Origin of the sequence: Rhodococcus sp. NPDC006774 (assembly GCF_040636045.1) — a bacterium.
Classification (GTDB): domain Bacteria; phylum Actinomycetota; class Actinomycetes; order Mycobacteriales; family Mycobacteriaceae; genus Rhodococcoides.
This window is the reverse complement of sequence record NZ_JBEYIW010000028.1, coordinates 14,851-35,108: the sequence shown is the minus strand read 5'-3', so window position 1 is coordinate 35,108 and position 20,258 is coordinate 14,851. Positions and strand designations below refer to the sequence as shown.

General features: G+C 65.0%; 17 protein-coding genes. 9 read left to right on the top strand and 8 right to left on the bottom strand.

Translation table 11 applies throughout. The annotated features are described in order from the left end of the window. Positions 1-4: 4 nt before the first annotated feature. A complete protein-coding gene (locus ABZ677_RS25510) occupies positions 5-469 on the top strand; it encodes an SAM-dependent methyltransferase (RefSeq protein ID WP_358374463.1) in 465 nt (154 codons plus the stop codon). Between the two features lie 13 nt (positions 470-482). Here the strand turns inward: ABZ677_RS25510 and ABZ677_RS25505 are convergent, their stop codons facing one another. Beyond that, the gene (locus ABZ677_RS25505) at positions 483-947 is read right to left on the bottom strand and encodes a gamma-glutamylcyclotransferase (protein ID WP_037188123.1); all 465 of its coding nucleotides are present in this window, start codon (positions 945-947) and stop codon (positions 483-485) included. A 181-nt stretch (positions 948-1,128) separates the two neighbouring features. Between ABZ677_RS25505 and ABZ677_RS25500 the strand changes: the two genes are divergently transcribed. From ABZ677_RS25500 to glpD, 3 genes are all read left to right on the top strand, one after another. Further along, complete coding sequence (locus ABZ677_RS25500) at positions 1,129-2,532, top strand: NAD(P)H-quinone dehydrogenase (protein WP_037188122.1); 1,404 nt, start codon at positions 1,129-1,131, stop codon at positions 2,530-2,532. Positions 2,533-2,672: 140 nt separating this feature from the next. After that, a complete protein-coding gene (locus ABZ677_RS25495) occupies positions 2,673-3,890 on the top strand; it encodes a PLP-dependent aminotransferase family protein (RefSeq protein ID WP_358374459.1) in 1,218 nt (405 codons plus the stop codon). Between the two features lie 103 nt (positions 3,891-3,993). Next, a complete protein-coding gene (gene glpD / locus ABZ677_RS25490) occupies positions 3,994-5,724 on the top strand; it encodes a glycerol-3-phosphate dehydrogenase (protein WP_037188117.1) in 1,731 nt (576 codons plus the stop codon). Here glpD and ABZ677_RS25485 read toward each other — a convergent pair. The 4 genes from ABZ677_RS25485 to ABZ677_RS25470 form a co-directional block, all read right to left on the bottom strand. Next, the gene (locus ABZ677_RS25485) at positions 5,665-6,474 is read right to left on the bottom strand and encodes a sigma-70 family RNA polymerase sigma factor (protein ID WP_358374456.1); all 810 of its coding nucleotides are present in this window, start codon (positions 6,472-6,474) and stop codon (positions 5,665-5,667) included. The two genes, glpD and ABZ677_RS25485, sit on opposite strands and share 60 nt — an antisense overlap. Beyond that, the gene (locus tag ABZ677_RS25480; protein WP_037188115.1) at positions 6,471-6,821 is read right to left on the bottom strand and encodes a YciI family protein; all 351 of its coding nucleotides are present in this window, start codon (positions 6,819-6,821) and stop codon (positions 6,471-6,473) included. Before ABZ677_RS25480 ends, ABZ677_RS25485 begins: the two co-directional genes overlap by 4 nt. 108 nt (positions 6,822-6,929) lie before the next feature. Next, complete coding sequence (locus ABZ677_RS25475) at positions 6,930-7,703, bottom strand: DNA-formamidopyrimidine glycosylase family protein (RefSeq protein ID WP_037188112.1); 774 nt, start codon at positions 7,701-7,703, stop codon at positions 6,930-6,932. Between the two features lie 44 nt (positions 7,704-7,747). Then, positions 7,748-12,277 carry an ATP-dependent helicase gene (locus ABZ677_RS25470; RefSeq protein ID WP_358374496.1) on the bottom strand — a complete coding sequence of 1,510 codons (4,530 nt, stop codon included), beginning with the start codon at positions 12,275-12,277 and terminating at the stop codon, positions 7,748-7,750. Positions 12,278-12,421: 144 nt separating this feature from the next. Between ABZ677_RS25470 and ABZ677_RS25465 the strand changes: the two genes are divergently transcribed. Together ABZ677_RS25465 and ABZ677_RS25460 are read left to right on the top strand one after the other, a co-directional pair. Further along, positions 12,422-12,673 (top strand): hypothetical protein, encoded by a 252-nt coding sequence (locus ABZ677_RS25465; RefSeq protein WP_037188110.1) that lies wholly within the window; start codon positions 12,422-12,424, stop codon positions 12,671-12,673. A gap of 187 nt (positions 12,674-12,860) precedes the next feature. Further along, complete coding sequence (locus ABZ677_RS25460; protein WP_037188109.1) at positions 12,861-13,382, top strand: DUF1992 domain-containing protein; 522 nt, start codon at positions 12,861-12,863, stop codon at positions 13,380-13,382. On the opposite strand, the gene ABZ677_RS25455 is transcribed toward ABZ677_RS25460, so the two are convergent. Further along, a complete protein-coding gene (locus ABZ677_RS25455) occupies positions 13,366-14,931 on the bottom strand; it encodes an NAD-dependent epimerase/dehydratase family protein (protein WP_358374452.1) in 1,566 nt (521 codons plus the stop codon). The genes ABZ677_RS25460 and ABZ677_RS25455 overlap by 17 nt on opposite strands. Continuing rightward, positions 14,928-16,157 (bottom strand): aminotransferase class I/II-fold pyridoxal phosphate-dependent enzyme, encoded by a 1,230-nt coding sequence (locus ABZ677_RS25450; protein ID WP_358374449.1) that lies wholly within the window; start codon positions 16,155-16,157, stop codon positions 14,928-14,930. Before ABZ677_RS25450 ends, ABZ677_RS25455 begins: the two co-directional genes overlap by 4 nt. Positions 16,158-16,522: 365 nt before the next feature. Between ABZ677_RS25450 and ABZ677_RS25445 the strand changes: the two genes are divergently transcribed. Continuing rightward, positions 16,523-17,662 carry an acyl-CoA dehydrogenase family protein gene (locus ABZ677_RS25445; protein ID WP_358374446.1) on the top strand — a complete coding sequence of 380 codons (1,140 nt, stop codon included), beginning with the start codon at positions 16,523-16,525 and terminating at the stop codon, positions 17,660-17,662. A gap of 3 nt (positions 17,663-17,665) precedes the next feature. On the opposite strand, the gene ABZ677_RS25440 is transcribed toward ABZ677_RS25445, so the two are convergent. Continuing rightward, entirely contained in the window at positions 17,666-18,271 is a 606-nt protein-coding gene (locus tag ABZ677_RS25440) for a hypothetical protein (RefSeq protein WP_037188097.1), read from the bottom strand. 54 nt (positions 18,272-18,325) lie between these two features. Here ABZ677_RS25440 and ABZ677_RS25435 point away from each other — a divergent pair, with 54 nt between their 5' ends. Further along, on the top strand, positions 18,326-19,510 hold the full coding sequence (locus tag ABZ677_RS25435; protein ID WP_094633765.1) for an NAD(P)H-binding protein: 1,185 nt from the start codon (positions 18,326-18,328) through the stop codon (positions 19,508-19,510). Beyond that, on the top strand, positions 19,510-20,220 hold the full coding sequence (locus tag ABZ677_RS25430) for a type II CAAX endopeptidase family protein (RefSeq protein WP_037188095.1): 711 nt from the start codon (positions 19,510-19,512) through the stop codon (positions 20,218-20,220). Before ABZ677_RS25435 ends, ABZ677_RS25430 begins: the two co-directional genes overlap by 1 nt. Positions 20,221-20,258 lie beyond the last annotated feature (38 nt).

Below are 20,258 nucleotides of genomic sequence, written 5' to 3'. Positions count from 1 at the left end.
CGAGATGGCATTCGAAGTGTCGCCGATCGGGGTCGTCAGATCCGATCGCGCCGAGGTGGTGGACGACGACTGGGGATCGATCGAGTCCGTCATCGAACTCCACGACACTGTCCTCGACGCCGACGCGACCCTCGGTCTCGCCGAGTTCTCCCACCTCGAAGTGGTCTACGGCTTCCACCTGTGCGATCCGGCCGCGACGACGACCGGCTCGCGGCACCCCCGCGGTGACACGACGCTTCCTCGGGTGGGCGTCCTCGCTCAACGGGTCAAGGACCGGCCCAATCATCTCGGGGTGTCGCGGTGCGAGATCGTCGACGTGGACGGACTTCGCATCCGAGTCCGAGGTCTCGACGCGATCGACGGCACACCGGTGTTCGATGTCAAGCCGTTCCTGCAGTCGATGGTTCCCGAGCGTGAAGACGTGAAGGAACCGACGTGGGTGGCATCGGTCATGAAGAACTACTTCTGACCCGTCGCTCGAGCTACGAGGCTGTACCGGGACCGACGTTGCGGCTGTTGCGGGTTCGTAGGTCTCGCACGTATTCGGCTGGGGCACCGGCAATTTCGGCTGCCTCTGCCATGACGCCGAGGTAGCGCGCCGACGGCAGGCCGCCCTCGTAGGCGTCGAGTACGTACATCCAGGCGAGCACCGGCTCCCGGCCGGTCTCGATGCGCAGCCGGATCTTCCGGTGAATACCGAGTTCCGAGCCCTCCCAGCGATCCAGGCTCTCCTCGTCCTCCTCGGATACGTCGTAGAGCACGACGAAGACCTGGGAGTCGGGATCCTCCACGACCGTGGCCAGTGCGCCTTCCCAACCGATGTCGCCACCGCCGAAGGTCAACCGCCATCCGTGCAGCCACCCGGTTCCCGACAGGGGCGAGTGAGGGCATCGCTGCAACATCTGCTCCGGATGCATGTTGGATCCGTAGGCGGCATAAATTGGCACGTCGGCCAGCCTAAACCGTATCGGTACCCACTGACGCCTCGTGGTCGTGTTTCGGTGCGTCGCCCCAGGTCCGCCCTCCTGCGGGGCGAGGCAGGCCAGCCCTGAAGACGCGGGAGGGCAGCCTCTGGAATACCGTTGACGCGACACGACGAGAGATTTCGAGCATGCGAGAAGAGGATCAATGACCCGGATTGTGATCATCGGTGGTGGTCCGGCAGGGTACGAAGCAGCGTTGGTTGCCGCACAGCACGGCGGAGAGGTGACGCTCGTCGATTCCGACGGTATCGGCGGTGCCTGCGTTCTCTGGGACTGCGTGCCGTCGAAGACGTTCATCGCCTCGACCGGCATTCGCACCGAGATGCGTCGAGCCAGCGACCTGGGCATTTCGCTCGATCCATCGCAGGCCGCCGTCGCGTTGCCGAAGATTCACGACCGCGTGAAGAGCCTCGCGCAGGCGCAGTCCTCCGACATCGCCCACCGCGTCACCTCCGTCGGCGTGCAACTGCTGGCCGGACGCGCCGAGATGATCGACACCCATGTCGGGATGGCCTCGCACCAGATCAAGGCAGTGCTCGCCGACGGCGAAGAGCGCATCCTCGACGCCGATGTGGTGCTCATCGCGACCGGAGCCCGCCCCCGCGTGGTCAAGGGAGCCGAACCCGACGGCGAACGAATCCTCAACTGGCGTCAGCTCTACGACCTCGAGGCCCTCCCCGAGCACCTGGTGGTCGTCGGATCTGGTGTGACCGGTGCCGAGTTCGTCTCCGCCTACACCGAGATGGGCGTCAAGGTCACCGCGGTCTCGAGCCGCGACCGCGTCCTTCCGCACGAGGACGAGGATGCCGCGCTGGTGCTCGAGGACGCGTTCAACGAACGTGGCGTCACCCTCGTCAAGCACGCCCGCGCCGATTCCGTGGTCCGCACCGACAACGGTGTTCTCGTGACGCTCTCGGACGGCCGCACCGTCGAGGGCAGTCACGCGCTGATGACCGTCGGATCGGTGCCTAACACCTCCGGTCTGGGACTCGAGAACGTCGGCATCGAACTCGACAAGGGCGGGTACCTGCGGGTGGATCGCGTCTCGCGTACTGCCGTCGCGGGCATCTATGCAGCCGGTGACTGCACCGGTCTGCTGCCGCTGGCCTCGGTCGCGGCGATGCAGGGACGCATTGCGATGTATCACGCACTGGGACAGGCCGTCAGCCCGATCAAGCTCAAGACCGTGGCCTCGGCGGTGTTCACTCGGCCCGAGATCGCGTCGGTCGGCGTCGCGCAGTCCAAGATCGACGCCGGTGAAGTGCCGGCGCGCGTGGTGATGCTGCCGCTGACCACAAATCCGCGAGCGAAGATGAGCGGACTCAAGCGTGGTTTCGTGAAGATCTTCTGCCGCCCGGCCACCGGCGTCGTCATCGGTGGTGTCGTGGTCGCCCCGAGTGCGTCGGAGCTGATTCTGCCGATCGCGATGGCCGTGCAGAACAACCTCTCGGTCAACGACCTGGCCAACACGTTCTCGGTGTACCCGTCGCTGTCCGGTTCGGTCATCGAGGCCGCGCGTCAGCTGATGGCGCACGACGATCTGGACTGATCTCACAATGTGAGAGCTGCGTTTCATATTTCGGTAGCACGTGAGACAGTCGGAAGGAGCGGACACACCCGTCCGCTCCTTCTTCGACTCAGCGGATCCGCGGGCCGTTCTCCCATTCCTGCTGCCCCGGAGTTCCTCTCATGTCCACTACGTACCGTTCCGCCGGCCTGGCCAGACGTACCGAATCACTCACCAGCTCGGCCATCCGTGATCTTCTCGCTCTCACTGCACGCGACGATGTGATCAGCCTCGCCGGTGGTCTACCGGCCACCGACCTGATCCCGGTCGACCGCATCGCCGCAGCAGCGGAGGCTGTGCTTCGCCGCCCCGACGCGGTGCAGTACTGCGAGACATCCGGCCACCGCACTCTGCGTGGCGTCATTGCGGCCAGGGAATCGCTCGTGCGCGGGGGAGTGTCCGTTCCGGTCGAGTCCGTCATCGTGACACACGGTTCGCAACAGGCCCTGACGTTGCTCGCGCAGGCCCTGATCGACCCGGGTGCTGTCGTCGTGGTCGACGAACCCGCGTATACCGGTGCGCTGCAGGTCTTCTCGATCGCCGAGGCAAGTATCGAGTCCATCCCCATCACCGATACCGGAATGGATACCGACGAACTCGAACGCAGACTGACCGCGGGACTGCGTCCCGCGGTGGTCCATACCGTCGCCAACTTTCACAATCCTCGCGGAGTCACGATGAGCGAGCAGCGTCGACGCCACCTCGCGGCGCTCGCGGATCGCTACGGATTCTGGGTGATCGAGGACGACCCGTACGGTGAGATATATTTCGACACAACGGAATTCGGAGTCGGCGCTCCGCCGCCGATCGCGTGTCTCAGCGACCGCGTCATTCGACTCTCGAGTGCGTCGAAGATCCTGGCTCCGACGCTTCGTGTCGGCTGGTTCGTCGCCCCGCCCAGCGTCTGTGGGGCGGTGGAGCTGCTCAAGCAGGGCGCAGATCTGTGTGGATCCTCGATGACGCAGTCGATGGCAGCGGAGATGCTCGCCGACACTTCGTGGCTCGATGCGCATCTGGACGTTCTGCGGCGCGAGTACGCCTGCCGTGCAACGGCATTGACTTCTGCTCTCGTCGCCGAGTTCGGTGATCGCCTCAGCGTCTCGCGCCCTGCGGGTGGGATGTTCGCCTGGGCCACCTTCCTGGACGGAACCGACACCGGCGAGTTGCTCGACGCGGCTCTCGATCACGGAGTTGCCTTCGTGCCGGGCACGGCGTTCGCTTCGGGTGCGCAGTACCGGCACTCGCTCCGGTTGAGTTTCGCCGGATCGACCCCGACCGCGCTGGCAGAAGCAGTGCGGCGATTGGGTGCCGCGCACTCGGCGTCGACCCGAGCGACCTGACCCGAGTGCCCCCACCACGGCAGGTTCTGCGCTCGAAGGACCTGGGGCGGTAGCCTGACTTGCAAGCAATGCGGGGATTTTCGATGGAGAGGGAGCGTTCGAGATGAGCAACCGATCGAATACGAAGTTCCTCGGACCCGACCAGCGGGTGGAGGCGTGGGACCAGCTCGGAACCGAGCAGTTCGACGTGGTGGTGATCGGCGGTGGCGTCGTCGGCTCCGGAGCCGCACTCGACGCGGCGACGCGGGGACTGAAGGTGGCCCTGGTCGAGGCGCGAGATTACGCGTCGGGAACGTCGTCTCGCTCGTCCAAGATGTTCCACGGCGGGCTTCGATACCTCGAGCAGCTCGAGTTCGGGCTGGTCCGTGAGGCCCTGCACGAACGCGAACTCTCCCTGTCCACGCTCGCACCGCACTTGGTCAAGCCGCTGAAGTTTCTGTTTCCGCTCACCCATCGCCTGTGGGAGCGCCCGTACATCGCCGCGGGTATCTTTCTGTACGACCGTATGGGTGGGGCCAAATCGGTGCCGCAGCAGAAGCACCTGACTCGATCCGGTGCGCTGCGCATGTCGCCCGGTATCAAACGCAAGTCGCTGATCGGCGGGATTCGGTACTACGACACGGTCGTGGACGACGCCCGGCACACCATGACCGTCGCCAGGACGGCCGCTCATTACGGCGCAGTGGTGCGAACCTCCACGCAGGTCGTCGGTTTCCTGCGTGAGGCCGACCGGGTATCCGGTGTGCGCGTGCGTGATTCGGAGACCGGTGCCACCACCGAGGTGCGTGCACACGTGGTGATCAATGCCACCGGCGTCTGGACCGACGAGATCCAGTCGCTGTCCAACATGCGCGGACGGTTCCGGGTACGCGCCTCGAAGGGCGTGCACATCGTGGTGCCGCGCGATCGAATCGTCAGCGAGGCCGCGATCATTCTGCGCACCGAGAAGTCGGTGCTGTTCATCATTCCGTGGGGTGCGCACTGGATCATCGGTACCACCGACACCGACTGGAACCTCGATCTGGCACACCCGGCCGCCACCAAGGCCGACATCGACTACATCCTGGGCGAGGTCAACTCGGTGCTCGTCACGCCACTCACCCACGAGGACATCGACGGTGTCTACGCGGGCTTGCGGCCACTGCTCGCCGGTGAGAGCGACGAAACCTCCAAGCTGTCCCGGGAACACGCGGTTGCCCGGGTTGCACCCGGACTCGTTGCGATCGCGGGCGGCAAGTACACGACCTACCGCGTGATGGCCGAGGACGCAGTCGATCTGGCGGCCGAGGACATCCCGGTGCGAGTGGCGTCCTCGATCACCGAGAAGGTGCCCCTCGTCGGTGCCGACGGTTACTTCGCCCTGGTCAATCAGGCACCGCATCTGGGCGAAATGTACAACTTGCATCCACATCGGGTGACGCACCTGCTGGACCGATACGGCTCGCTGATCGACGAGGTGTTGGCGATGGCGGACGGCAAACCCGAACTGCTGCAACCACTCACCGATGCGCCGGCATACCTTCAGGTGGAGGTGGTGTACGCCGCGGCAGCGGAAGGCGCACTGCATCTGGAGGACGTGCTCTCGCGTCGCACCCGAATCTCGATCGAGTACTCGCATCGCGGAATGAACTGCGCGGGTCAGGTTGCGGCGTTGATCGCACCGGTCCTGGGTTGGGACGAGGCCACGGTCGACCGTGAGGTCGAGACGTACCGCGCCCGAGTGGAGGCCGAGATCGAGTCGCAGCGTCAGCCCGACGACGCATCGGCGGACGCCCTACGAGTCGTCGCTCCCGAGGCTCGCCAGGAAATCCTCGAACCCGTTCGCACGATCTAGCGCAATCGAACCAGCGTCCGGGGTGCTCGCGCCGCCATCGCGCCGGAAACGGCCATGATCAGCAGGGTGAACATCGCAAGTGTCAGCATGCGATCCATGGTGATCGGCGAAGCTGTGAACAGCCTTGGTCGCACCTGACAGGGAGCTTTCAGAGTTCTTCGTGTCGTCGCCGAGCAGGGTGGGAAGACGACGCGAGTTTGCGTCGAGTCGTTGCGGTAACTCCGCCGACTCCGGTACTCGGTACGCAATGTTGGCTGCGGCGATTTTCTTCTTCGCGCGTGTGAGCCGTTTGGCCATGGTTGCCTCCGGCACGAGCATCAGATGAGCAACATCGGCAGTGGCCAGCCCGCAGAGGGTGCGCAGACTCAGCGCCACCTGCGCCTCGACGGAGAGCGCCGGGTGGCAGCAGATGAAGACCAACCGCAACAGATCGTCGGCGATCGCGGACTCATCACCCTCGTTCCAATTCCGATTCAGCAGGGCGAGCTCGGCCGCCTCTCGTTCCTTCGCGGAGCGCCCGGCCTCTCGTCTGATGATGTCGAGCGCCTTGTTGCGAGCCACGGTCGTGAGCCAGGCACGCGGATTGTCGGGCACACCCGATCTGGGCCAGTGAGCAAGTGCGGTCACCACAGCCTCGGAGACTGCGTCCTCGGCGACGGCAAAACTGCCGGTAGTGCGAACGAGGGTCGCCAGGACCCGGCGACCCTCGTCACGGACCACGGCCGACAGGTGCTCGGCCGGCGTATTCATCGAGTCATCGGAATGACCGGCCGGACTTCGATTGCTCCGTTCCACGCCGCTGGGATCTGTGCGGCCAGTGCGATCGCGGCGTCGAGGTCCTGCGCCTCGAGGAGGAAGAACCCCGCAAGCACCTCTGTGGCCTCGGCGAAGGGACCGTCCGTTGTCAGGACGTCACCTCCCTTCCCTCCCGACACGCGCACCGTGGTGGCGGTCGAGGTGGGGTGGAGGACCGCTCCGCCGGTGATCGCGGATCCTGCCGCGGCACTGAATGCACCGTATTCGGCCATCTCGTCCGCAACTTCGGGCGAGGTCCAGTCGGCGTCGTGGGTGTAGACGATGGCTGCGTACGTGGTCATGGAGGCTCCTTCGAATCGTCGTGGTCGGCGCCGTTCGTCGACCTACACACGAAGGACGAACAGGGTTCGTCGAAAAGGACACCATGGACCGGACGATCTCGCCAGATCTCAGTTCTGACAGTGCGGGCAGTGGTAGATCTGCCGTTCCTCGAGTGGGTTGTCACCGATGAGCCCGAATTCGATGGTTGTTCCGCACCGTCGGCACGGCTTGTTCTCGCGCCCGTACACCCAGAAGTGTCGGCCCGGGCGCCGATCCCCGGTAGTGACGCGTTGGTTGCGATCCTTGTTGGCCATGATCAATCGATAGGACAGGTCGATCGTCTTCTTCAGGTCACCGGCTTCGGCGACCGGCGTGCGCGGGTCGATGCCACGGAGAAAGCAGATCTCGTTGCGATAGACGTTGCCGAGCCCGGCGATGTTGCGCTGATCGAGTAGAGCGAGTCCGACGGGACGAGCCGGATCCGACTCCAGATTGGTCAGGGCGGCTTTCGGGTCCCAGTCGGGACCCAGCAGATCCGGTCCGAGATAGCCGACGACCTCGTCCTCGTCCTCGACGATGTCGAGGACTCCGAGCTCGAAACCGATCGCCTGCGCGTCGGCGGTGTTCAAGATGATCCGCGCCTGGAAGGCCGGGCGACGCCACCTCGCACCGGGTGCATAGACGTGCCAGGTGCCCTCCATCTTCAGATGCGAATGAATGACGTGGCCGCCGACTCGAATCAGCAGATGCTTACCGCGTGAGGCGACGGAATCGACGGTCTCTCCGGTGAAGTCGACTGTGGCGTAACGGGGTACGCGAATGTCGCAGGTGGTGAGCTGCCTGCCCTCGAGTGCTGCGCGCAGGGTGTTGGCGGCGCGCCAGACGGTATCGCCCTCGGGCATCGTTGTCGGTGTCCTCTCTGGTGGTCTCGCAGGTCGTGGGTAATTCAGCGACGCAGGCGAAGGCCGCGCGGGGTGGCCGAGAAACCTGCTTCGGTCAAGGTCTTGGCGAAGTCGGTGCCGTGAATGTCGTGGCCGTTGATCCGCTCGACGAGTAGCTTGTCGACTCCGCCACGGCGAACGGTGGCGGCCAATGCGGTTGCTGCAGCGCCGATGTCCTCGGTGTTCTCACCGAACGTCAGCACCGACTTCCCGCCACGTTCGACGAACATCGTCAATTCGCCGCGGACGAGGACGACCAGTGCACCGGCCTTGCGACCCGGCCGATGCTTCGTCGTCTCGTCCGGCTTCTCCCCGACCCCGGCCTCGCCGCTGCCGGCTTTCGGCCAGGGCAGTGCTCCGCCGTAGGGGTTGGCCGGATCGCAGGACGCGAGCACGACGGCGGTGGCGTTCTTCTTCGGTTCGTCGTAGCTGCGCAACCGGTCCACCACGTCGGAGGTGGAGAACTGCGCCCCACCGAGGGAATCGACGAAGTAGCCGCGACGGCAGCGACCGGAATCCTCGAATCCGGTGAGCACCTTGTACATCGTGGCGAATCCGCCGGGCACGCCCTCGTTCATCACCGAACCGCGGGTCACCACGCCGTAGCGTTCGAGCAGCACGTCGGCGGTCGCATGGGCGCGGACGGTCAGGTCGGGCTCGAGCTCGGGCAACCTCGACCACCGTCCACCCGCAGTCGGTGGACCAGTGCGAGTCGGAAGAGCGGGGCGCTCGAACTGCCGGTACGAGCGCAACCGCGGTGTGCGACGTGGTGCTCGGTGACTCGGGGCCGAGCGGGTGGTCGTGGAGTTCAACAGGGCGCGCAGCGGGGCGAACGTGTCGTTGCTCAGACGGCCCGCCCACACCAGCTCCCACAGAGCAGCCTGCAGTGCGGTGTCGTCGGTACTGCCGACGGTGTCGGAGAGTTGGCGGAAGAAGTACGCGCCGCCGCCCGCGACAGCGTCCTGAATGCGAATCTGCAACTCCGACAGGTCGGATTCGGCCGCGGCCACGAGAGTCAGCGGAGCGGTATCGGCCATGTGCAGGCTCACCCAGCCGTCCTTCGACGAGATCGCGCCGTGCCCCGCCCACAACACCTCGCCGGTGGAGGTGAGCTCGTCGAGCATCGCCGGGCTGTAGTCCGTCACCCGCGACGAGAGCACGAGAGATTCCCAGGCCGATGCCGGAACAGGAACGCCGGCAAGCTGTTCGATGACGGTCGCGACGCCGTCGATTCCGCTCAGGCGTCGGCTGTCCACGTGCTGCCACGCCGGCAGGAAGCGGCCGAGGGTGGCGGTGGAGACGGGTTCGACTTCCTGCCGGGCCGCAGCGAGCGACCGCCGCCGCAAACGCCGGAGGACCTCGGCCTCGCACCATTCGCTGCCTGTGGCACCGGGCCGGAATTCGCCCTCGACAACGCGCTTGTCGACGGCGAGTCTGCGCAGAACGTCGCGTACCACGGCGGTACCGACCCCGAAGCGCGCTGCGGCGTCGTCGAGGGTGAACGGTCCGTGGGTCCGGGCGTACCTGCTGATCAGGTCGACCAGCGGATCGTCGACGGGTTCGATGAAGGCAGCCGGAGTTCCGATGGGAAGAGGGACGCCCAATGCGTCGCGCAGCCGAGCAGCGTCCTCGATCGCCGTCCACCAGTTCTTGCCGGCGAACGAGACCTCCATCGCCCGCTTGGCATCGGCGAGCTCGGCGAGCCACTGCGGGTACTCGTCGCCGTCGGTTCGAAGGCCGACTTCCTCGACGGTCAGCGGACCGAGCAGCCGCAGCAGGTCCGCGACGCCTTCGATGTCCTTGGCGTGGCGGTCCTCGGGGAGGCGCTGCAGTTCGAGTTCGGTGGTGGTGATGACGCTGTCGTCGAGGAGCTCTCGCAGTTCGACGCGTCCGAGCAGCTCGGCGAGGAGCGCCGAGTCGAGTGACAGTGCGGCGGCACGGCGTTCGGCCAACGGGCTGTCGCCCTCGTACATGAATGCGCCGACGTAGTTGAACAGCAGCGAGTTGGCGAACGGCGACGGCGACGGCGTCTCGACGTCGACGATTCTGATCTGGCGTCGGCCGATTCTGGCCAGGATGTCCTCGAGGGCGGGTAGGTCGTAGACGTCCTGGAGGCACTCGCGAACGGTCTCGAGCAGGATCGGGAACGTCGGGTACTTGCGTGCGACGTCGAGCAGCTGAGCCGAACGCTGGCGCTGCTGCCACAGTGGCGCACGCTTGCCCGGATTTCGGCGGGGGAGAAGCAGTGCGCGAGCGGCACATTCGCGGAATCTCGATGCGAACAGAGCCGATCCGCCGACCTGCTCGGTGACGATGTCGGCGATCTCGTCGCGCTCGAACACGAACAGTTCTGCGCCCGGTGGCTGGTCGTCGGTGTCGGGAAGCCGAACGATGATGCCGTCGTCGGACGCGGTGGGGGCGGCGTCGATGCCGTATCGCTCGATCAGCCTCGCGCCGACTGCGAGCGCCCACGGCGCGTGCACCTGCTGACCGTAGGTGGAATGCAGGACCAGCCGCCAGTCGCCCAGTTCGTCGCGGAACCGCTCGACGATCATCGTCTTGTCGGTGGGGAGTTGGCCGGTGGCCTCGAGTTGCTCGTCGAGCAACGCAATGAGGTTGTTGACCGCGTTGGCGTCGAGACCGTCGGAGCTCAGTCGCTCGGCCAAGTTGCTGCGATCGGTGGTGCTACGCAGGAACTCACCCAGGGCCTGGCCCAGCTCGGCGGGCCGACCCAGGCCGTCGCCGTGCCAGAAGGGGAGTCGACCGGGTTGGCCGTACGCCGGGCTGACGAGCACCCGATCGTGGGTGATCTCCTCGATGCGCCAGCTGGTGGCACCGAGGGCGAACACGTCACCGACTCGCGATTCGTAGACCATCTCCTCGTCGAGTTCGCCTACCCTGGACTGCTTTTCGCCCACCATGTACACGGTGAACAGGCCGCGGTCCGGGATGGTGCCACCGGAGGTGACTGCCAGTCGCTGCGACCCGGGGCGGCCGGTGAGAGTGTTGGCGTCGCGGTCCCATACGAGCCGTGGCCGTAGTTCGGCGAACTCGTCCGAGGGGTAGCGGCCAGAGAGCAGGTCGAGAGTCGACTCGTAGGCAGATCTGGGCAGGGTGGCGAAACTGCCTGTGCGACGGACCGAATCGAACCAGTCCTCGGCGTCGATCGGTTCGAGAGCGCAGGCCGCCACGGTCTGCTGTGCCAGCACGTCGAGTGGGTTGGCGGGAACGAACAACGCCTCGATCTTGCCCGACGTCATGCGTTCGACGGTGACGGCGCAATGGATCAGATCGGTGCGGTGCTTGGGGAACAGCACACCCTTGGAGATCTCGCCGACCTGGTGACCCGCGCGTCCGACGCGTTGCAACCCGCTCGCCACCGAGGGCGGCGCTTCGACCTGGACCACCAGATCGACTGCGCCCATGTCGATTCCGAGTTCGAGGCTGCTGGTGGCGACGACGCAGCGCAGCCTGCCGGTCTTGAGATCGTCTTCGATCAGCGCGCGCTGATCCTTGCTGACACTGCCGTGGTGGGCTCGGGCCAACAACGGATCGGCACCGTGGTTCACGTCGTTGGGGGTGCCGACCTGCGAGGGCGGTTTGTGCTGTGTCTCCACGCCGTCGCCGATCCGTTCGGCATACACCTCGTTGAGCCGCGCGGTGAGTCGTTCCGCGAGCCGTCGCGAGTTGGCGAAGACGATGCACGATTTGTGCTCGAGGATGAGATCGACCATCTTCTCCTCGACGTGCGGCCAGATCGATCCCTGAGCCGGGGGAGCGGCGGAGGTGTCCGCATTCGGGTCGGTGACGCCCAGTTCGGTCATGTCCTCCACGGGCACCTGAACCGTCAGGTCGAAGGTCTTCGGGGCGGGTGGAGCGACGATCTCGATGGGAGCAGCACCGGCGAGGAACCGGCCCACTTCTTCGTGGGGTCGCACCGTCGCGGACAGGCCGATGCGTTGCGCGGGCTTGTCCAGCATCGCGTCGAGTCGCTCGAGAGACACCGCGAGGTGCGCGCCACGTTTGGTGCCTGCGACGGCGTGCACCTCGTCGACGATCACGGTGTCGACCTCGGCGAGGATGTCTCGCGCGGCGGAGGTGAGCATGAGGAACAGCGATTCCGGGGTGGTGATCAGAATGTCCGGCGGCGTCTTGATCATGTTCCTGCGGTCGGCGGCGCTGGTGTCGCCGGATCGCACGCCGACCGAGATCTCCGGCGGGTTCAGGCCGAGTCGCTTGGCGGTCTGGGTGATGCCGACCAGCGGCGCGCGCAGGTTGCGCTCGACGTCGACGGCGAGGGCCTTGAGCGGCGAGATGTAGAGGACCTTGGTCTTGCGGGTGCTGTCCGCACCCAGTTGCGCCAGCTCGTCCAAGGCCCAGAGGAACGCCGAAAGCGTCTTGCCCGAGCCCGTCGGAGCAACCACCAGGGTGTGCGAACCACTCGAGATCGACGACCATGCGCCCAACTGCGCGGACGTGGGAGCAGGAAAAGCGCCGGTGAACCATTCACGGGTCGGCCGCGACAACTTCTCCATCACCGACAGCTCGCTCGCTGTCTCGGTGCCCGTACTGTGCCTGGCCATCCCATCATCATGCCCCCGGGCGCCGACAGATAATCCTCACGCAGTTCCCCGATCGCGCGGCGGTGTCGATTCGAGCGATTCGGGTACACCGCTTCCATGACCGACGACCTAGAGACCATGCAGAAGATTTCCGCGAAACTCGACGCTCTGCTCGGCAGCAAGACCAACGGCCTGCAGAACGAGGTGCCGCCGGGTGCGAGCATCCAATCGGACGAGGACGATGCCGAGCACGGACCACTCGGTCGCGACTACCACCTGGCGAGCAAGTACGCGCAGGCTCTGGCCATCAACGAGCCCCAGGTCATCGACCGCGAAGAATTCGATCGCCTGGTCGCCGAGTACGGCTGACCAGCATCGCTGTGTGACACCAGCCCCGGCCCGCGTATCGGGTCGGGGCTTCGTCGTGCTCGCCGGCCGCACCCGACCGTTCACGATCGAGAAGAACCGGCAGAATCCCGCGCTCGGCGTCCGATGGTGAACGCTTCGGTGCGGAAGACGTGGCGCGGAGCCCGGCTCCGGATCTACAGTCGACGGGGTGACCGAACGCAAGAAACCAGGAGTCACGTTCGAGTCCTGGGTGGACAAGCAGATTCGTGAGGCGCAGGACAACGGTGCGTTCGAGGGGCTCGAGGGCACCGGTAAGCCGATTCCGGTCGGCGATCCCGGCGACGAGCTGTGGTGGGTGCGCGGCTACCTGAAACGGGAGAACCTGCCCGCCGATGCGTTGCTGCCCACCGCATTGCAGTTGCGCAAGGAGATCGAGCGGTTGCCGTCGACACTGATCGGCATTCGGCGCGAGGATTCGGCGCGAGACGTGTTGGACGAGTTGAACGCTCGCATCGTCGACTGGATCCGGTTCCCGACGCCTCCGGTCGTGCCGCTGGCACCGGTCGACGTCGAGACCTGGATGGAGAGCTGGAGAACCAACCGAGCCGAGGTGGACCGACTCGAGCGCGAGCATCGTTCCCAGTCGGCCGAACCCCCGACTGCAGGACTCGATACAGCGGGAGCGTCGTGGTGGACGCGCGTCCGTCGGACATTCACCCGGCGACGCTGAGCCCCGTCGTCGCTGTGCACTGGGCCAACGCATCGGCGGCCGTCGACACGAACCGAATGCCGGCTGTTCCGTCGACCCGGATCTTCGACGGCAGCAGCGCGTCGGGCCGGGTCGGTTCTTCCATCGTCTTCCAGCCGGTGGCCCGCCTGAGAATGCCGCCGACCAGAGTGTCCGCCGCATGACGGGTTCCGCTACGTACAGCGATCGGCGCGGTATCGAGTTCGATTCGAGCGAATCGTAGTGCTGCATCCACGGCCTCGGTGGTCTGCGCTGCCGACGATCGCCCGCGCGGACCGGTGCTCAAGCCGTGCCCGGGTAGATCGAGCACCACAGTGTGGGCACCCCCGGCGGCGATGTCCGAGGCCAACGACGTGAGATAGCGCGTATGCAGACCGGCGTCGGCGACGAGTACCACCGACTGTCCGGATCCGACGGATGCTCGATGGATCTCCACGTGCACGCTTCCGTGGCCGGTGTCGAGCTGCCGATGTTCGACCTGCAGTGCTGCGACATCCTCGCGGCTCAGCGCAACGGCCTCCGATGCCGGGCGCAGCGCCGCCTCGCAGGCGATGCCGCGAGCCAGGGCGTCGCCGCGTCGCACGAGCGACTTGCCTTGCAGCAGAATCATCACCGCCGCGCTCTCGTGTGCCGTGAGCGTCGGTGCCCAGCCGGTGGCTCGGCCGAGAGCAGAGGAATCGACGATGGGTTCCCCTGGTGTGACCCACTGCCCGGAGAAGGGTGTCAGGCCGAGTCCGAACGCGACGTTCGCGACGCGGGTTGCGGCCTTCTGCGGTACGTCGAACATCAACTGGCCCTGCATCGCAGCGAGTTCGCGCACACCGACCCAGTCCACCGGACCCAGGTTGTACGGGCCGATCAGGTCGGTCTTGACCGCGCGGTGGAAGGCGTCGGCCATGTCGTCTTGGTACAGGAATTGGTACGACGCCCGATCCGCCTCCGGGAATGCACCGATCGGCCCGGTGAACTGGTCGATTCCGTCGTTGGCGAAGTCGGGTCCGATGATGTACGTGCACCGCAACATGGAGATGGTCATCTCGCCGGGGTGCCTACGGAGCCACCACTCCGCGTAATGCTCCACCTCGGCCTTGTCGTAGAAGTAATAGCGGTTGGGATCGCCTGCGGGATAACTGTTCTCGGTGAGCGGCTCGGGAGCGATGTCGGCACCGTATGCGTTGATGCTCGACGCGATCACCACTCGCGCCACGCCCGCTCGATATGCCGAATCGATGACGTTGCGTGAGCCGCGGAGGTTGATGTCGTGAGTCTCGGCCTTGTCTTTGAGCTCCTCGACCACGAACGCGAGATGCATGACGACGTCGCAGCCGGTGAAGATGTCCTCGAGGTCCGGTGACCTGATATCGGACCGGAGCGAGGCGAACTTGGGGTGTTCGAGTCGAGCTGGTCGACGAGAGATGCCGACTACCGAATCCACCTCGGGATCATCGAACAACCGCGGTAGTATCGCGGCCGCGAAATCGCTCGTTGCCCCGGTGACCGCAATGCGCAGGCCACGAGTGTGCTCACTCATTCGGGCAGCCCTGCCACGGCCTCGATGATCTGCTCCGTGGCGGTCGCCAGCTGCTGTTCGGTGTGGGTGGCCATCGCGCACAGGCGAAGAATCGCACCGGACTTCGGCACGGCGGGATGCAGTGCGGCGCTGGTGAAGATGCCACGGTCGTACAGGTTCTTCCACAGATTCATGGCTACGAGATCGTCGCCGACGTGGAGAGAGACGATGGGGGAGGCGGTATCTCCGTGCGGGGTGGCGGAGCGGCCTGCCACGTCGAGCCCAGCCGATTGCAATCCGCCGCGAAGGACCTCGGCATTGTCGAGTACGCGCCGAGCTCGATCCTTACCCTCGTCGCTTCGGATCAGACGGACGGATGCCAACGCGGCACCCACTGCAGCAGGCACGCCGGAGGTCGTGAACAGGAAGGCGCGGGCCTTGACTCGGAGGGTGTCGATCAAATCGCTCGAACCGGTGACGAACCCGCCGGTGGAGCTGGGGCTCTTCGACAGCGATGCCATCGTGACGTCGACGTCCTTGGTGATGCCGAAGAGTTCGGCGGCTCCGGTGAGTTCCGGCCCGTAGATGCCGAGGCTATGTGCTTCGTCGACCATCAGTGCCGAGTGATAGCGGATACACAGCTCGGACACCACATCGAGCGGTGCAAGGTCGCCCTCCATGGAATAGAGGCCGTCGACGATGACCAGCACGGCTCCGTCGTCGACGACGGGCTGTCGAAGTTTTGCTTCGAGATCGGCCATGTCGTTGTGCTTGAACTTGACCACCGAAGCGCCGGAGAGAGTGCTGCCGTCGCGAATGGATGCATGTGCCGCCGAGTCGACGATGATGGTGTCGCCGGGTCCGACGATCGCACTGATGGTTCCGAGGTTGGTCTGATATCCGGTGGTGAAGACCAGCGCGTCGTCGGTTCCGTGCCACTGGGCAATTTCGTTCTCCAGCTCGAGATGCAGATCCATCGTTCCGTTGAGCAGCCGGCTACCGGTCACCGCGCTTCCGAAGGTGTCCAACGCATGCTGGGCTCCCTCGACGACCTTGGGGTGGTCTGCGATCCCGAGGTAATTGTTGGAGCCGAGCATGAGCTTGTCTCTGCCCTCGACTCGGACGACCGGCGCCACGGCGGACTCCATCCTGCGAAAGTACGGAGCCACGTCTGCTTCCCGAACGGCGCGCAGCAAGTCCACACGCTCGTCACCGCCGAGTCTTTTCATCAATCTGTTGACAGCCATTATCGACCAGAACTCCTCACAGAGTCGGATTTGGTGTTGTCTTCAATCTGTCGCGAATTCATGAGTCATTCGGCGCGGTCGACAAGCGCGATGGGTTTACGGGCGAAGAATAATCATCGAATGTTTCGGTCGAACAAATCAGGAAGCGCTGTCAGGAAAATTCCTCGAAAAGTGATCGAAGTATCTTTTCGGCTCAGGCAATTCTCAGAAAAACGGTGTTTGTATCCGCAGGTCGAGGGGTATCGTCGACGATCAGCGCGAATTCGACTTCTGCATTTCTTCATCCGCCAATTTGTATCCGTGACCGTTATGTCGCGATCAAACTATGGCACAACCGTAACAATCGATGACACAGGAGATTAGCAATGACCGGCCTGATGGTACGCGAAAGAGAAACTCTCGAAAAGTACATTCCGGGTTTGTTGGCATATCTGGACGAGGCACCGCTTGCGCAATTGGAAGCGCGCGATTCCAACGCTGTCGACAAATTTCGAGAATTCGGCGGCACCGGTTTGGTGGTCCCGGCCGAACTGGGCGGTCTCGGCGCTCCGGCCATCGACGCGGTCCGGGCCCAGAGGGCCATCGGGTCTCGCTCGCCCTCTCTGGGCGCGGGAACCACGATGCACCATCTCTCGCTGGCCTCGCTGACGGAGTTCGCTCGCGGTGCCACCGAGGACGACCGCGGTGCCACCGAGGACGACCGCGCGTTGATCAAGGGATTGGTCGAGCAGAAGGCGATCGTCGCGTCCGGATTCTCCGAGGGCGTCACCGGTGGCAGTGTGTTCATTCCGACGATGACAGCCGTGAAGAAGGGTGACAACTACATAGTCAACGGAAGCAAGAAGCCCTGCAGCCTGGCTCGTTCGATGGATCTGCTGACCTGCAGTGTCGAGATCGACTCCGGCGACCGCGCCGTCGCTCTGATTCCGGCAAGCCTTCCCGGTATCAGCGTGAAGCCGTTCTGGACCACCGACATCCTGGCCGGCGCGCAGAGCGAGGAAGTCGTGCTCGACGACGTCGAAGTGCCCGCGAGCCTGGTCCTACCCAACAAGGACGACGATCCCGATGGCGTGCACGAGATGACCGGTTACCTCTGGTTCGGCATGTTGATCTCGGCGAACTACATCGGTGCCGCGACATCACTGCTGGAACGCATGATCGAGCAGGACAAGGGCGACCACGAGGGCTACGTTCGCGCAGCGGCCGAACTCGAGACATCGATGGCGGCCATCGAGAACGTGGCTCGCGCCTTCGACGAAGGCGAACGCGGACAGGACATCTCGGTGAGGTTGTTGTTCAACCGCATCGCAATTCGCGACGCTCTGGTGCGGAGCAGTTCGGCTGCGATCGAATCGCTCGGCGGAATCGGCTTCATCAAGTCTCCCGAAATCGCGTACGTCGCAGCGGCATTGCACGCCTTCGCATTTCATCCGCCGTCACGGCGGTCCATCTCGGAGACCCTGGCCCGCTTCCACGCCGGAGACGAGTTCGCATTCGTGAAGTAGGGACTACCGCTCTTCGTCTCGCAACTCGTCGTTGAGCTTGTCCTCGCCGCGATTGCGGAAGAACTTGAACCCTGGAATGCCGATGACCGCGCGTCGAACGTCCTTGGTGACTCCGAGGAGCTCGTGAATCTCGGGGGACACCGTGTCGAGCGTGGCGAGAATGGGAAGCAACGCTTCCATGTGATCGAGGAGCCCGGGCAGTTGATCGACCATGGCGATCGCGGCGTCGACTTCCTCCTCGGAGAGGTTGTCGACGAACTTTCGCGCCATGGGTTCGGATTTCTTGGCGATGGGATCGAACAACTCGATCAGCTCCAGCGCGGTGTGCGAGGCGACCGACGCCGACGCGACCACCTCGTCCGCGGCACCGGTTGTCCGCTGCACGCTGGCGACCACGGCGTCGGCGGAGTCGATCACGTGATCGATGCGTGTCATCAACATCTCAATACGCGTCAACAGTGCTTCGATTCGGCCGGGCAGGGTAAGCGCGAAAGCGGTCGTGGTGAGCATCCAGCCCGCACCGGCCCGAGCGACCGCGACTCCTCGTCGGAGCACCGTTTCGGTACCGAGGGGATCGGGGAGAACCACACCTGCCAAGACCAGAGCCATAGGAGCGACAATGCCACACCGACACAACGCCTCGAGTGCCGTTAGCCTCGAAGCATGAGAGCTCTCGTCACCGGTGCCAGCGGGTACATCGGGTCGCGGTTGGTGGCAGCTCTGTTGGCCGACGAGGCCGAGGTCGTGGTCGGCTCCCGAACGCCGGACAACCTGCGGACCTTCGACTTCTTCGACTCCGTCACCGCAGTATCGCTCGATGTGACCGACGACCGGTCCTGCGCTGCCGCGTTCGCGGAATCCGGCGACATCGATGTGGCCTACTACCTCGTGCACGCGATCGGCGAGTCCGATTACCGCGCGCAGGACCGACGTTCTGCCGAGCAGTTCGCCGCAGCGGCCGCGCGGGCGGGAGTACGCCGAATCGTCTACCTCGGCGGTTTCGTACCCGACGACGACCAGCTGTCGGAGCACCTCGCCAGCCGGGCGGACGTCGGCGAGGCTCTGACGGTGGACGGTGTCGAGCTGGTCTGGCTCAGAGCGGCCATCGTTCTGGGTGCAGGTTCGACGTCGTACGAGATGTTGCGCTACCTCGCCGACCGCTTGCCGGTGCTGCCGCTGCCCAGTTGGCTCGCCGAGCCCGTGCAGCCCATCGCCGTCGACGACGTGCTGCACTACCTGGTGGCATCCGCCGACGCCGAGGCAGTTCCCGCGGGTTCCTACGACATCGGTGGGCCGGATGTGGTGCCGTATCGAGATCTCGTGTTCGCGTACGTCGAAGCTGCAGGTCTCCAGCGCATCGGCGTTCCGGTGCCGCTGGTGCCGACCTCGCTCGCAGGCAAGGTCATCGGAAAGATCATTCCGGTTCCCGCCGGACTCGCCGAGGATCTCGTCGGGTCGCTGCACAACACGATGACGACGTCGGAGAGCCGGATTCGTGAGCTCGTTCCCGATCCTCCCCGAGGTCTGACCACGATTGCCGACGCCATGGCCCGTAGTGTGCGGGGAATGGTCGGTGACCCTCCCGGTGTGTGTGCGCTGAAGGATCCGCTTCGGCTCGCGAGCACCGATGCGGCGTGGAGCGGCGGTGACGCTCTGGGGATCAGGCGTCGGGGTGTCGCGGCGTCCTCGGACCGCACCTGGGGGTTGATCGAAGCTCTCGGTGGGCGACGGTTGCTGTACTCGAAGCCCGTTGCGGCAGCGGTGCGTACCAATCTCGACGTGATGGCCGACGTGAATCGACGCGCGAGGTCGGCCGTACGCCGACTGACCGATACCGAGGAGGCGTGATGGGAACGTGGTCCACGACCGCGCTCAACGTGATGAAGTCCGCTCTGGTCGACCCGGTCGAGCGCGATCACAAGGAGTCCGACGCGGCGTTCCGCAAGCGGCGGATCATCGTGCTGATCACACTGGTGATCGGTGCCACCGTGCTCTACTTCTCGCTCAAGGTCGAGCCGGGTGATCCGGCGTTCTACGCACTGACCCTGGTATTGGCGGCAGTGTGGACGGTCGGTGGATTCCTGTCGGGCCCACTGCATCTCGGACGCATTCAGGTCGGGGGATCGATCAGGCGACCGATCGTCACGCCCATCCTGATCGGTCTCGCCGTCGGCGGGGTGTTCATGCTCGGCGGTCTCGTGGTGCGGCAGATTCCGCCGCTCGCCGATTTCACCGAGAACGTATTGGCTCACGCCCGGGTGGGTTCGCTGGTGCTCATCGTGTTCATCGCGCTGCTCAACGGCGTGGCGGAGGAGATCTTCTTCCGAGGAGCGCTGTACTCGGCCATCGGCGTCAAGCATCCGGTGATCATCTCGACGGTCGTCTACGCGATCGCCACCCTCGCGTCGGGCAACCCGATGCTCGGCTTCGCCGCAGTGCTTCTGGGCTACGTGATGGGCCTGCAGCGGCGCGCGTCCGGCGGAATACTGGCGCCGATCCTGACGCACGTCAGTTGGTCGGCGGTCATGGTTCTCGCCCTGCCGCCGCTCTTCGTGTGATCTCTGCCGGCCGGGCAGAAAGAGGCACAAGCACCGAT

Coding starts and splice junctions, on each gene's coding strand:
- ABZ677_RS25475 (WP_037188112.1), bottom strand. CDS start 7,703: ATGCCCGAGGGCGATACCGTCTGGCGCGCCGCCAACACCCTGCGCGCA.
- ABZ677_RS25510 (WP_358374463.1), top strand. CDS start 5: ATGGCATTCGAAGTGTCGCCGATCGGGGTCGTCAGATCCGATCGCGCC.
- ABZ677_RS25480 (WP_037188115.1), bottom strand. CDS start 6,821: ATGACCACGTACGCAGCCATCGTCTACACCCACGACGCCGACTGGACC.
- ABZ677_RS25435 (WP_094633765.1), top strand. CDS start 18,326: ATGAGAGCTCTCGTCACCGGTGCCAGCGGGTACATCGGGTCGCGGTTG.
- ABZ677_RS25500 (WP_037188122.1), top strand. CDS start 1,129: ATGACCCGGATTGTGATCATCGGTGGTGGTCCGGCAGGGTACGAAGCA.
- ABZ677_RS25465 (WP_037188110.1), top strand. CDS start 12,422: ATGACCGACGACCTAGAGACCATGCAGAAGATTTCCGCGAAACTCGAC.
- ABZ677_RS25495 (WP_358374459.1), top strand. CDS start 2,673: ATGTCCACTACGTACCGTTCCGCCGGCCTGGCCAGACGTACCGAATCA.
- ABZ677_RS25455 (WP_358374452.1), bottom strand. CDS start 14,931: ATGAGTGAGCACACTCGTGGCCTGCGCATTGCGGTCACCGGGGCAACG.
- ABZ677_RS25445 (WP_358374446.1), top strand. CDS start 16,523: ATGACCGGCCTGATGGTACGCGAAAGAGAAACTCTCGAAAAGTACATT.
- ABZ677_RS25450 (WP_358374449.1), bottom strand. CDS start 16,157: ATGGCTGTCAACAGATTGATGAAAAGACTCGGCGGTGACGAGCGTGTG.
- ABZ677_RS25430 (WP_037188095.1), top strand. CDS start 19,510: ATGGGAACGTGGTCCACGACCGCGCTCAACGTGATGAAGTCCGCTCTG.
- ABZ677_RS25470 (WP_358374496.1), bottom strand. CDS start 12,277: ATGGAGAAGTTGTCGCGGCCGACCCGTGAATGGTTCACCGGCGCTTTT.
- ABZ677_RS25485 (WP_358374456.1), bottom strand. CDS start 6,474: ATGAATACGCCGGCCGAGCACCTGTCGGCCGTGGTCCGTGACGAGGGT.
- ABZ677_RS25440 (WP_037188097.1), bottom strand. CDS start 18,271: ATGGCTCTGGTCTTGGCAGGTGTGGTTCTCCCCGATCCCCTCGGTACC.
- glpD (WP_037188117.1), top strand. CDS start 3,994: ATGAGCAACCGATCGAATACGAAGTTCCTCGGACCCGACCAGCGGGTG.